Annotated in this window: 13 protein-coding genes; 1 reads left to right on the forward strand and 12 read right to left on the reverse strand. The window is 40.8% G+C overall.

Annotated features, from left to right (window positions below):
* Positions 1 to 31: 31 nt before the first annotated feature.
* The 5 genes from rpoD to P6709_RS03715 form a co-directional block, all read right to left on the reverse strand.
* Entirely contained in the window at positions 32 to 1,162 is a 1,131-nt protein-coding gene (rpoD, locus tag P6709_RS03695; RefSeq protein ID WP_278239527.1) for an RNA polymerase sigma factor RpoD, read from the reverse strand.
* Positions 1,163 to 1,192: 30 nt separating this feature from the next.
* On the reverse strand, positions 1,193 to 3,007 hold the full coding sequence (gene dnaG / locus P6709_RS03700) for a DNA primase (protein ID WP_278239528.1): 1,815 nt from the start codon (positions 3,005 to 3,007) through the stop codon (positions 1,193 to 1,195).
* A gap of 50 nt (positions 3,008 to 3,057) precedes the next feature.
* Positions 3,058 to 3,510 carry a YaiI/YqxD family protein gene (locus P6709_RS03705; RefSeq protein WP_278239529.1) on the reverse strand — a complete coding sequence of 151 codons (453 nt, stop codon included), beginning with the start codon at positions 3,508 to 3,510 and terminating at the stop codon, positions 3,058 to 3,060.
* A 392-nt stretch (positions 3,511 to 3,902) separates the two neighbouring features.
* Entirely contained in the window at positions 3,903 to 4,709 is an 807-nt protein-coding gene (locus P6709_RS03710) for a pyruvate, water dikinase regulatory protein (protein ID WP_278239530.1), read from the reverse strand.
* Between the two features lie 18 nt (positions 4,710 to 4,727).
* Positions 4,728 to 5,381, reverse strand: a complete 654-nt coding sequence (locus P6709_RS03715) for a helix-turn-helix transcriptional regulator (protein WP_278239531.1) — start codon at positions 5,379 to 5,381, stop codon at positions 4,728 to 4,730.
* A 434-nt stretch (positions 5,382 to 5,815) separates the two neighbouring features.
* Between P6709_RS03715 and P6709_RS03720 the strand changes: the two genes are divergently transcribed.
* The gene (locus P6709_RS03720) at positions 5,816 to 7,186 is read left to right on the forward strand and encodes a glycine--tRNA ligase (protein ID WP_442905298.1); all 1,371 of its coding nucleotides are present in this window, start codon (positions 5,816 to 5,818) and stop codon (positions 7,184 to 7,186) included.
* 168 nt (positions 7,187 to 7,354) lie between these two features.
* Here the strand turns inward: P6709_RS03720 and recO are convergent, their stop codons facing one another.
* From recO to P6709_RS03755, 7 genes are all read right to left on the reverse strand, one after another.
* Positions 7,355 to 8,149 (reverse strand): DNA repair protein RecO, encoded by a 795-nt coding sequence (gene recO / locus P6709_RS03725; RefSeq protein ID WP_278239533.1) that lies wholly within the window; start codon positions 8,147 to 8,149, stop codon positions 7,355 to 7,357.
* A 40-nt stretch (positions 8,150 to 8,189) separates the two neighbouring features.
* Positions 8,190 to 8,345 carry a YqzL family protein gene (locus tag P6709_RS03730; RefSeq protein WP_278239534.1) on the reverse strand — a complete coding sequence of 52 codons (156 nt, stop codon included), beginning with the start codon at positions 8,343 to 8,345 and terminating at the stop codon, positions 8,190 to 8,192.
* Between the two features lie 112 nt (positions 8,346 to 8,457).
* Positions 8,458 to 9,369 carry a GTPase Era gene (gene era, locus P6709_RS03735; protein ID WP_278239535.1) on the reverse strand — a complete coding sequence of 304 codons (912 nt, stop codon included), beginning with the start codon at positions 9,367 to 9,369 and terminating at the stop codon, positions 8,458 to 8,460.
* The gene (locus P6709_RS03740; protein WP_278239536.1) at positions 9,353 to 9,760 is read right to left on the reverse strand and encodes a cytidine deaminase; all 408 of its coding nucleotides are present in this window, start codon (positions 9,758 to 9,760) and stop codon (positions 9,353 to 9,355) included. Before P6709_RS03740 ends, era begins: the two co-directional genes overlap by 17 nt.
* A 140-nt stretch (positions 9,761 to 9,900) precedes the next feature.
* The gene (locus P6709_RS03745; protein ID WP_278239537.1) at positions 9,901 to 10,266 is read right to left on the reverse strand and encodes a diacylglycerol kinase; all 366 of its coding nucleotides are present in this window, start codon (positions 10,264 to 10,266) and stop codon (positions 9,901 to 9,903) included.
* Position 10,267: 1 nt separating this feature from the next.
* Positions 10,268 to 10,738: an rRNA maturation RNase YbeY gene (ybeY, locus tag P6709_RS03750; protein WP_278239538.1), complete on the reverse strand. Its 471-nt coding sequence runs from the start codon at positions 10,736 to 10,738 to the stop codon at positions 10,268 to 10,270.
* Positions 10,735 to 12,888: an HD family phosphohydrolase gene (locus tag P6709_RS03755; RefSeq protein ID WP_278239539.1), complete on the reverse strand. Its 2,154-nt coding sequence runs from the start codon at positions 12,886 to 12,888 to the stop codon at positions 10,735 to 10,737. Before P6709_RS03755 ends, ybeY begins: the two co-directional genes overlap by 4 nt.
* Positions 12,889 to 12,943: the final 55 nt, after the last annotated feature.

The raw sequence follows: 12,943 nt of genomic DNA on the forward strand, positions 1-12,943 counted from the left end.
CTCTTTTTTCAAAGAGAATTGGCAGATTAGCCTATTCCAAAAAGTCTTTAAGACGTTTGCTTCTGCTGGGATGACGAAGTTTTCTGAGCGCTTTTGCTTCGATTTGACGAATACGCTCGCGTGTTACGCCAAACACCTTTCCAACTTCCTCCAGAGTGCGAGTGCGGCCGTCGTCAAGTCCAAATCGCAGTCTGAGTACGTTTTCCTCGCGGTCTGTTAATGTATCCAGTACATCTTCCAGCTGTTCTTTAAGGAGCTCATATGCAGCGTGCTCAGAAGGAGATTGAGCTTCTGAATCTTCAATAAAGTCCCCTAAATGGGAGTCGTCTTCTTCACCTATTGGCGTTTCAAGTGATACAGGCTCCTGGGCAATTTTAAGGATTTCTCTAACTTTTTCAGGTGTGAGATCCATTTCTTCAGAAATTTCTTCTGGAGATGGCTCCCGTCCTAGGTCCTGCAAAAGCTGCCGCTGAACACGGATCAATTTATTAATCGTTTCTACCATGTGAACAGGAATCCGGATCGTTCTGGCCTGGTCTGCAATCGCACGTGTGATCGCCTGTCTGATCCACCAGGTAGCATACGTACTGAATTTAAACCCTTTACTGTGATCGAATTTTTCAACGGCTTTAATCAGGCCCATATTGCCTTCCTGGATCAGATCCAAAAAGAGCATGCCACGGCCGACGTATCGTTTCGCAATACTAACAACAAGTCTTAGGTTTGCTTCTGCCAGGCGTCGTTTGGCTTCTTCATCCCCTTGTTCAATACGGGTTGCCAGTGAAATCTCTTCCTGCGCTGACAATAAATCCACTCGGCCGATTTCTTTAAGATACATACGGACCGGGTCGTTTATTTTAACACCGGGAGGAACACTTAAATCATTTAAGTCAAACTCTTCCTCTTCTTCTTTCCCCAGTTCAGTTACACTCGGGTCACCTTCGTTGCCTTCTTTTACAACCTCTACACCCTGTTCACCCAGCTGTTCATAAAACTCATCCATCTGGTCACTGTCAAGTTCAAAACTTGCTAACTTCTCCGCGATATCCTCAAGGGTAATTTCACCATTTTTTTTACCTGCTTCCAGCAGCTGGGCTTTTATGACATCAATTGTAATTACTTCAGTTTCTGATTGTTTGGAACGTGTTGACTTTTCAGCCATTGGTCCCCCTCCTTCCAAGCTTGCACGACTTTATCTTTTCAAAGCTTTCCGCAATTGAATAATTTCCATTCCGATTTCGGCAGCTTTTCTGAAATCATTTTTACGTTCTGCTTCTTTTTCTTCAACTTGCTTTTCCTTTATCTTCAACAACTTTTGATATTTTAACACTTCTGCCACATAATCATTCAATTCATCGCTTCCCACTTCAGGGTTAACATCCATCATGTTTATCTCTGTGGCAATTGCCCGCAGATGTCGGTCAGGAAGCATATGAACAAATGCTCCTGCATCAGAATGATGACCTTTTTCGTAATAAGCAAGCAGATACGTGAAGATCGCCTGATGCTCATCTTTATTCATCATTTTGCCGCTTAAAAGGTTCTGAACTGTATAAGCTGTATCTTCATTGGCCATCATATGAGCTATAAGATGTCTTTCTGCTGTAAGATACGCAGGCAGAAGTGTTGATTTCCGCTGAAAGACGCCGGACGGCTTGGGCTGTTGAACCTCTTTTTCTGTCTGCTCCTGCGGCATGAGGCTTAACATTTGCTGCGACAAGCCTTCAATCGACAGATTAAATTCATCAGACAGCTGCTTAATATAAAATTCTTTGTCAATTGCCTCTTTCAAGGAAGCAATTTCCTTTAAAACAGACTTAATATAGGTTAGACGCCCGTCTTCAGAAGATAAATTGTTTTTTGAACGAAAATAATGCATTTTAAACGCCATTTCCGAAACGCTTGAATCAATAATCTCCTGTTTAAAAGCTTGTCCGCCCTTTTTTTGAATATAATCATCCGGATCCATGCCGTTTGGAAGCAGTGCCACTTTCACTTTTAATCCTGAAGAGGCAAGTTCCCTCGCTGCTTTAAACGCTGCTTCGTACCCGGCTTTGTCTCCATCATAGCAAATTATGACCTGGCCAGTCAGTCTTTTGATCAGTCCGATATGCTGTACTGTAAGGGAAGTACCCATGGTAGCGATACCATTCGCGGTCCATTCATTGGATGAAATTACATCTGCAAATCCTTCAAAAAGTACAACTGACTGCTCTCTTCTGATGGCGCCTCTGGCCCTGTGGTAATTAAACAAAATCTTATTTTTCTGAAACAGTGGTGTTTCCGGAGAATTCAAGTATTTTGGTTCATCTTTTTTATCAGAATTGATAATTCTTCCTGAAAAAGCTACAATTTGTCCACGGTCATTTTCTACCGGAAACATAATACGCTCTCTGAATCGATCAAAGTAAGATCCATTGTCACGCTTTATAATTAGTCCTGCCTGCTCCATTGAAGAAAGGTCAAAACCTCTTTTTTTAAGCAGTTCAGAAGTAAAGTCCCAGCTGGGTAAAGCCCAGCCGATACGAAACTGTTTAAGCTGCTCTTCTGTGAAGCCTCGTTGAAGCATGTATTCTAATGCGTGCTGACCTTCTTCGGTATTCATCAGTAAATGGTGATAAAATTTAGCGAGAAGCTCGTGAGCATCTTGCTGGTCCTTGTAAAGCTGCTTTGTATTACCATCCTTTTCATTTGGTGTTTCATCCTGCTGCAAGCTGATGTCCATACCAATCTTAGATCCAGCTACAGCCACAGCTTCTTTAAATGACACACCATCATGGTCCATTAGAAAACTGTAGACGTTTCCTCCTGCACCACATCCGAAACAGTGAAAAATCTGTTTTTCAGGAGAAACAGAAAATGAGGGTGAATTCTCGCCGTGAAATGGACATAGGCCAAAATAGTTGCGCCCCTGTTTCTTCAGCTGTACATAGTCGCTGATCACATCGACAATATCCGTTTTCTTTCGTATCTCCTCGACCATTTCTTCCGGAATTCTGTCAGACACAAAAAACACCACCATTTAGTCTAGTGTGATAATAGTCATTTCGCCATAAATCAATTTTTTCCTGCATGGCGCGCTAAATAATTTATGAGGCGGTCTGAAAAATTTTTAACATCTTCACTTGAAAGTTTTTTGGGACCGCCCCCGTAACGTCCTTTTTTGCGTTCCATTTGATGTAAATAGCGAAATGCCAAACTTGTATCAATTGTGTCTTCTTGATACTGCTTTCCCCTGGTTGATAAGGCATAAACTCCCTTTGGAAGAACTAAAGAAGCTAATCCAATGTCCTGAGTTATGACCAGATCACCTTTTTTAACATGATTTAAAATATATAAATCCACTGCTTCTTTTCCCTCATCAATGAAGGTCCATACTTTTTGATCTGCGTCCGCGCTAAAGTGCTGAAAAGAAGCTACAAAAAGGTAGCTTGTACCATAGGCAAGTGCCTGTTCTTCAATGATTTTTTTCAGTTCTTTCGGGCAGGCATCGGCGTCAATAAAAACCATTCTATCATCTCTTTGTATCTCCATGAACAAGGTATTCTACATAAAAGATAGAACTCCTTTTATTCAGAAAAATAAATAGTAAAAAATATTTTTATCACAATTTTTTATTATAGTATATTTGCTTTAGTTTCGCCAACATTTTATTTTGAATTAAATCAGAGGAGGTATTTATATAGAGGAATGAAATGCGGAGGAGCCGGTTCAACAGTCCCCTCCAAACGAAAAAGCCTGAGACAATATATGTCACAGACTCATTAAACGATTCACTGCGCTTCAGGCGGATGCTTAAGCTGTGAAATCCTGTTGAAGCGGCGGTATCTGCTCTGCTCATTTAACTTAGGCAATTAAGTCTTTTTTCAATTGACCTCAATAGCTTGAGACCATACAGCCCATTAATTAAAAATATCATTCAGGATAATATTAGCTGTTTCTTCAACTGCTTTATTTGTCACATCAATTACAGGACAATTAATTTTTTTTACAATCGCTTCGAAATGATCCATTTCCTCCTGAATTCTTTCCATCTTGGCATACGTGGCGTCATCATTTAACCCCAATGCAATAAGTCTTTCTTTCCTGATATAGTTAAGTTTCTCAGGGCGGATTTTCAATCCATAGCATTTGGAAGGATTGACTTTAAAAAGCTCTGCAGGAGGTTCAATTTCCGGTACTAAGGGAACATTGGCCACCTTCAGTCTTTTATGTGCAAGGTATTGGGACAAAGGTGTTTTGGAGGTTCTTGAAACTCCCACAAGGACAATATCCGCTTTTAAAATGCCCCTGGGGTCCCTGCCGTCGTCGTACTTTACTGCGAATTCAATCGCTTCGATTTTTTTAAAGTAGTCTTCATCGAGTTCATGAACCATTCCAGGTTCGTTAATAGGCATCTCTTCACTTGCGGTTTGAAGGGATGTTATAATCGGCCCTACTACATCATGGGCGGTTATATTAAAAAGCTGAATCTGCTCCTGAATATAATGGCGTATCTCAGGTCTAACAAGTGTATAAACGATAATGCCTTCATCATCCCTGGCAAGCGCAATGACCTCATCCACATTTGCGGTTTCTTCTACATAAGGAAATCTTTTTATTGTTATTGATTTTCTTGATTGCCTGAACTGACTGACACAGGCCTTTGCGACAAGCTCTGCTGTTTCACCTACAGAATCAGAAACCACGTACACATTAATTTCATTCATTTTTCCACCACCCATAGACTACGACTCATCCTTTGACAAACTGACAAAGGCTTTAGTGATATTCGTTTTTGTAATCCTGCCAAACACTTCATATCCCTGCTCTACTTTTCTGACTACCGGAAGAGAATCGATTTGCTTATCAATTAACTTTGTGGCCACATTTACCAAAAGGTCGTCTTTTTCACAATATGTCACGTTCGGCATCCTTGTCATAATAACATTTACAGGCAAATTAGTTAAATCCTGCTGGCCGATGCTTGCGCGAAGCAAATCTTTTCGTGAAAGTACACCTGCGAGCAATGCATGCTGATCGACCACGAATAACGTTCCGACATCCTCTAAAAACATATGGCATATAGCGTCATACACCGATAGATTATCGTGCACGACAACCGGAAGTGATTGATAATCTTTAACATACAGCTTTTTTAAATTTTCGGTCAGCAGCTGTGATCCTGATTTTCCAGTATAAAAATAGCCTACCCTGGGTCTTGCATCCAGAAACCCAGCCATTGTTAAAATCGCTAAATCAGGACGAAGAGTTGCTCTGGTTAAATGCAGTCTTTCTGCTATTTGTTCTCCTGTTATCGGACCGTTTCCTTTAACAATCTGCAGAATTTCTGTCTGTCTTTTATTAAGTTCTATTATTGTCACCACCTTAAAGCAGTTCATTAAGTCATACTTATTCTTAATATTATATACTATAAGTGATTATTTTTCGATCACTGCACCATAATATAATAAGCATTTATTTTACAACTTTAAAACGGATAAGAATGAAGTGCAACTGATTCGATTTGAGCGAATATAATATATTGTGAATCGTTATTAATCATGGTAGGATAGATATACATTACACACATATTAGCGCGATGAAGGATCAATAAGTACCTGCTGACAAGAAGCGACCGGAGATGGTGAGAGCCCGGAAAGCAGGGAAAGCGGCAATCCTGAGCAATGCATCAAACGAAGGTGAATGCACATCGCATTAACTAGGGTGGAACCGCGGACGTCAAATCCGTCCCTGGGCTATTTACTAGCCCAGGGACGGATTTTTTATGTGGACTTTCGCAAATCAAATAAAAGGAGTGCTGTTAATGTCTACTATGGACGAAATTGTACAATTAGCAAAACATCGCGGATTTGTTTTTCCGGGATCTGAAATTTACGGAGGGCTTGCAAATACATGGGACTATGGGCCGCTTGGAGTAGAGCTTAAAAATAATATTAAAAAAGCCTGGTGGAAAAAGTTTATACAAGAATCTCCTTACAATGTAGGATTGGATGCCGCCATACTAATGAACCCAAAAACCTGGGAAGCTTCCGGTCATATTGGCAATTTTAACGATCCTATGATCGACTGTAAAAGCTGCAAAGCCAGACACCGCGCTGATAAATTAATCGAAGAAGCGATTGAAGCAAAAGGTGAGGAATTAATTGTAGATGGACTTCCTTTCTCAAAAATGGAGGAATTAATCACAGAACATGACATATCCTGCCCAAATTGCGGGAGTAAAGATTTCACTGAGATCCGCCAATTTAATTTAATGTTTAAAACCTTCCAGGGTGTAACAGAAGCAACAACCAATGAAATCTTTCTGCGCCCGGAAACGGCTCAAGGTATTTTTGTCAACTTTAAAAATGTTCAACGGACCATGAGAAAGCGTGTGCCATTTGGCATCGGCCAAATTGGTAAAAGCTTTCGAAATGAAATTACTCCCGGAAACTTCACTTTCCGGACCCGTGAGTTTGAACAAATGGAAATCGAATTTTTCTGTAAACCTGGTGAAGATCTTGAATGGCATGCATACTGGCGGGAGTTTTGTAAAAACTGGCTATTAAACCTCGGCATGCACGAAGAAAGCATGAGATTGCGTGATCATGATTCAGATGAACTGTCTCATTACAGTAATGCAACGACCGATATCGAATACCGCTTTCCGTTTGGATGGGGTGAATTATGGGGGATTGCTGACCGGACAGACTTTGATTTAAAGCGTCACATGGAATATTCGAATGAAGATTTCACATACCTCGACCAGCAGACAAATGAGCGGTATGTTCCATATTGCATTGAACCTTCTCTTGGTGCTGACAGGGTGACACTTGCCTTTTTGTGCGATGCCTACGAAACAGAAGAACTTGAAAACAATGATCAGCGGACGGTTCTCCGCTTTCATCCTGCTCTCGCGCCATTTAAAGCCGCTGTATTGCCTCTTTCAAAAAAACTAAGCTCTGAGGCAATCAAAGTGCAGCAGGAACTTGCTGAGGATTTTATGGTGGATTTTGATGAGTCTCAGTCAATCGGCAAACGATATCGCCGTCAGGACGAAATTGGCACTCCATATTGCATTACATTTGATTTTGATTCACTAGAAGACAAACAAGTAACAGTGAGAAATCGGGATACAATGGACCAGGTCAGAATGCCGATCTCAGAAGTTAAAGCCTATTTAGCAAACGCAATTAAATTTTAACTGATTTACAGCATTTTAAAGGCAGGCGAGTGCTTCAAAAAAGCCTAAATCGGCTCTTTTTCAAGCCCCCGCAATAATTGCCTTCGTGAAGTGCAGCGTACCACTAAAACAGCCTGAGACAAATTATGTCTCAGGCTGTTTTTACTTCATTTATTTTCATTTCATCACTTATTTTGTCTGGCTATTATTATCTTCTTCCTCGCTATCGCCATGTAAAACAGTTTTCATTCGGTCCAATTGCTCTAAAAATGATCTTGATTTTATAAAGACGCCTACGTATTCATCATAATAAGTTCTTATTACAAGCCTAAGTTCTTTCTTAGTTTGGTCCTGCAGAGAAACGGATCCCAGACGGTTCAGGTCAAGAAAATAAAACAGCTTTAATAAACGGACTGTTTGCGGTGTAATTTTCAAGGCATATGAATCATTAGACCAGCAGCGATGACAAAGCAAACCATTTTCCCTTATGGAAAAGGAAAAATGACCTTCCGTTTCGCCGCAATGAGCACATCTGTCAAGCACTGGCTGGACACCGAAAACAGGCAGCAGTTTCATTTCGAAAATTAAACAAATTACCTCTTCATCATATCCTTCATTAAGAAAAGATAAGGATTGCGCAAGCAGCTCAAATAAATAGGGATTTGTCTTTCGGTCTTCCACTGCTTTATCCAGCAGTTCCACCATATAAGCAGCGTAGGCCGATTTAAATAAATCTTCTTTTATTCCCCTTTGAGAAGCGACAAGGTCTCCTTGCGACAGGCTTCCCATGCCATTTCCTTTGCGATATAAAAAATATGCATAAGTGAAAAGCTGGGAAATAGAAGAAAGACGGCTGTTTGCTTTTTTTGCGCCTCTGGCCATCACTGCGAACTTGCCAAATTCTCTTGAATAAATGGTCACAATTTTATCAGATTCACCATAATCACTTGTTCGAACAACAATACCTTCACATTTTTGGAGCATATAGAATCCTCCCTGCTGCTATTCCTGTTCGATGATTACTTTATATTTGGATCTGAGTGCCGGATAAGTACTCTGATTCGACCTGGGATGCGGCTTCTGCCGGCAGACGATCATTTTGCCCTTCAATCTCTTTAAACAAAAGATAAAGCTCTACATTCCCGGTTTGACTAAAAACTTCCCACGTAAAATCCAACATACGCTTCACACCTTTCATGTTGTCCATGAATGTCAGTACGTTTTTAGTTTGCCACTTATTCTATAGATTGATGGCTCGTAACATTTCCCAATCCTGTAGTCAGCATCCAGCTTTAATAATCATCTTCCTTAAAACCAAAGTCTCTTAAGTTGCTGGCTTTATTTCTCCAGTCTTTTTGAACTTTCACCCAAAGTTCAAGATAAACCTTTGAACCAAGAAGATTTTCGATATCTTCCCGTGCGCGCTGTCCTATTTCCTTCAGCATCGCACCCCGTTTTCCGATGACAATTCCCTTTTGAGAATCACGTTCAACGATAATGGTGGCCATTACATTAATTAATTCTTTCCCTTCTTCCTTGTTGATTTTTTCAATTGAAACAGCAATGGAATGAGGAACTTCTTCACGAGTTAAATGAAGAGCTTTTTCACGAATTAATTCAGAAATGATAAATCGCTCGGGATGATCCGTGATTTGGTCTGCGGGATAATATTGCGGTCCTTCCGGCAGATTCGCTTGAATTTGCTCAAGCAGCGTTTCTACATTCTGACCTTCAAGAGCTGAGATGGGAACCACTTCCTGAAAGGTTTGACGGGAGCGGTACTGATCAATAATTGGCAGCAATTCATCGGGATGAACGGTATCTATTTTATTAAGTACAAGAAAGACAGGTGTTTTTACATCTTTTAACAGATCCATGATGAACTCGTCACCTCGGCCCAGTCCTTCATCTACATTCACCATAAATAAAATCAGGTCAACTTCGCGAAAAGTATTGGTTGCCATTTTGATCATAAAGTCACCAAGCTTATGCTTGGGTTTGTGTATACCTGGAGTATCTATAAAAATCATCTGGCTGTCATTTGTCGTGAGAACTCCTTGTATCTTGTTTCGTGTAGTCTGTGGTTTATCACTCATAATGGCAATCTTCTGCCCGATTACTCGATTTAGAAATGTAGATTTCCCAACATTCGGGCGTCCTACAATGGATATAAATCCTGATTTGTGTTTAGTTTCTTTCTCCATTTAAATCCTCCGGTAAAAAAGCGCCAGGAAGTAATTCTGCTACCGTCAGTTCCTGAACGTCTCCTTTTAAATTTGTTAAATACACCATCATATTCTGACTGCATAATTCTGCAATAACTTGTCTGCAGGCACCGCAAGGCGGAACCGGCCGGTTTGTATCGGCTACTACCGCAATCGCTTTAAATTTACGATCTCCTTCAGCATACGCTTTAAACAGTGCTGTTCTTTCTGCACAATTGCACATGCTGTATGCGGCATTTTCAATGTTGCATCCATGATGAATTTTTCCGTCCTCAGTAAGCAGCGCAGCTCCTACCTTGAATTTCGAGTATGGCACATACGCTTTTTCACGGGCGGATTTTGCTTCATTCACCAATAATTCTATGTTCATTCTTCAGCTCTCCTTTAAGATAACTACTTTCTCTCCATTTCACTTACATGCGTGGAATGCAAATGATCCCATGAAGTATTTCTTATTGTACTATATTTTCAACTAAAAAAGCGCTCTTAGTTATGAAACGATTAGAGGGACTAAAAAAAAATGGTGAAAATCTTCGGCAGAAAGATAATGGAACCTGAAACGCCTGCCCCAGCTGCACAAACAAAAACTGCAGCTGCTGAAGCATCTTTTGCTTTTTTAGCGAGCGGGTGTGGATCTGAAGTAATCAAATCCACAGCTCTTTCAACTGCAGTGTTCATTAATTCCATTGCTAAAACACCGGTTACAGCAAATAGAATAAACAGCCATTCCACGACAGAAATCTGCAGGTACCACCCAGCCAAAGCAACTGCACCAGCTGATAGTAAATGTATTTTGAAATTTTGCTCATGCTTTGCTACATCTTTTACTCCGTCCCAGGCATAACGAAAGGAGGATACTAACCGCTTAAGATTCATATTAAGACCTCGCCAAGCCAAATTCCTCTAAAATAACATTTTGTCTGCCAAACATAACTGCTTCATCCGATTCTTTTATATGGTCATAGCCGAGCAGATGCAAAAAACCGTGTAAAGCCAAAAATCCCAGCTCACGTGAAAATGAATGCCCGTATTCATCCGCCTGTTCTTTTGCCACTTGAACAGAGATCACGATATCTCCAAGCATTCGCGGAATATCTGCACCAATTACTGCCAGATCACCTTCCGCTTCATCTTCCATTGCAAAGGAAATAACATCAGTAGGTTTGTCCTTTCCTCTGTAAGTTTTATTTATCTCCTGAATTTTATCATTGGTGACAAAAGTAACAGAACACTCACCATTTTGTACTCCTTCTTTTTTAGAAGCAAAAAGAAGGAGATCTTCTACTAACGCAGTATCTCTCTCTTCCAGAGAATCCGTTTCATCAAAAAAATCAATATTCAACGTCATGCCTGCTTCTTCCTTTCCTGTTTTTTTGCAAATTCAGGGTATTCAATTCTTGAATGAAAGATCCCGTTTAGTGTTTCACAAAAAGCTGTTTTAATGATTTCAAGTTCTTTCAGAGTCAGGTCGCATTCGTTAAACTGTCCGTCCTGCAGACGATCCTGGATGATCGATTGTACCAGTCCTTTAATCTTTTCAGAAGTAGGATCTTTCATCGAGCGCACAGCAGCTTCAACACTATCAGCTACAGAAATCACGGCAGCCTCTCTCGTTTGCGGTTTTGGTCCCGGGTAGCGGTAATCCTCTTCCCGAACCTCATTACCCGATTCTTTCGCCTTGTAGTAAAAATATTTTAAAAGCGTCGTGCCGTGATGCTGCTCAGCTATGTCTATAAAATCTTTTGGCAGCTTCCACTTTCTAAGCATTTCAGCTCCATCCAAAGCATGTGAAATAATGATATCTCTGGAGGCCTCAGGACTCAAACGGTCATGAGGATTTTGTATGTTCATCTGGTTCTCAATAAAGAAATGGGGCCTTTTAGTTTTTCCAATATCATGATAGTAACAACCTACTCGTGCAAGCAAGCCGTTTGCTCCTATTGCTTCACAGGCTGACTCTGCAAGATTCGCTACCATTACACTGTGATGATACGTTCCTGGGGCCTCAGTTAAAATTCTTTTCAGCAGCGGATGATTAGGATTTGAAAGCTCTACCAGCTTCATCGTCGACAGGATGCCAAATCCAGCTTCAAATAATGGAAGCAGGCCAATGGTCAGGATCGATGCCAGTATTCCTGACACAGTTGCAAAAATAAGGTAAAGTGTCCAGTCAAGCAAACTGTACTGAGCGTTTTCAATTAAACCCATAGACAGCAGCACCAGTACATTGGCAACGGCGACAAACATCCCTGCACGAAGCAAATACGTACGATGCTTTGTATGAGAAAGAAATAACACCCCTGCAAGCCCGCTGAATAGAAAATAGAGTGCAATTTCAACATTGATTGAACCGGTAATGCTATCATTAAAAATTATGCTTCCACAGGCTGCAAGCAGTATAGTGGTGACCAGAGCCAGCCTCGTATTGATCATGCTCCTGATCAGCATCGCTGCCATAGCCGCGGGATATAGGTACTGAATTTGAGCAATATCCAGTTCTCCGACCAATTCTGTCACCTTCATTAAACCAAGCGACAGCAGAAAAATGATACTGACTAATGTCAAATAGTTTTGCTTTTTTTCTTCTTCAATCTTCCATGAGGAAAACTGGAAGTATAAAACTAAAAACACCAGGAGCGAAAACAGAATTAAGCCTGCAAAAGGAGCAATGGTATCATCGTTAGTCGTTAGCCCCAATGCTTCAAGCTGGCGGTAAATATCTCTGTCAATCAGATACCCTTCCTGCACGATTACCTGCCCTTCCAGTATTTGAACCGGCTCCACATCTTCCCTAGCCTGATCTTTCCTTGCTTCTGTCTGCTCTTCATCAAAAAGATTGTTTTCAACTACGGCAAAACGGCCTAATTCAATGGAGGCTGTTTTTAAATCATCTTGAATAGCCAGTCCTGCAAGACGCTCCTCAAGCGAATCTTTGGTCCCGCTTACTTCTGATTGTGTAATGGGATTCGACATGGTTGATTCAAGCTGAGATACCAAAATGCCTTTAGTCCTTTCCAGTTCACTGTCACTTGAGGACAAGAGCTGTTCAAAAACTGAATCATCAATGGCCGTTGTTACATTTTCGGATACGTCTTCAGACAGCGCTTCCTTTAAGTCTGTCATCATTTCATTTGTAACCGTAACAGTATTTTCAGGTTCTTCAGCATCATCCCCTGAAGGATTAAACTCCATTGCAAAATCAAAAATGGAGGAAATCAGAGAAGTACGGTTATCAAGTATTTCCGGCCGGTATGTGTAAACTTCTGAAATTTCGTTAACTGCCCTTTCCTGTTCAATTTCTGTACGTCTTACATCAACGATGGTTTTCGGTGATCGGATCGTCTCCTCAGCAACTGAAAATAAACGGATATCGTACGTTTCAATACGGACGTGACTGAACAATAAAACAAATGTCAACAAGGCTACAATACTAAGCAAAAGCCACTTAAACAATCGATAGCTTAGCAGAGTGCGTATTCTCCTGATCCAATATTCCATATTTCCCACTCCTCTTAACGAGTAAGCTCCCCGGTTTTAATCTTCTAACAGCGTT

This window comes from Jeotgalibacillus sp. ET6 (assembly GCF_029667115.1).
Classification (GTDB): domain Bacteria; phylum Bacillota; class Bacilli; order Bacillales; family Jeotgalibacillaceae; genus Jeotgalibacillus.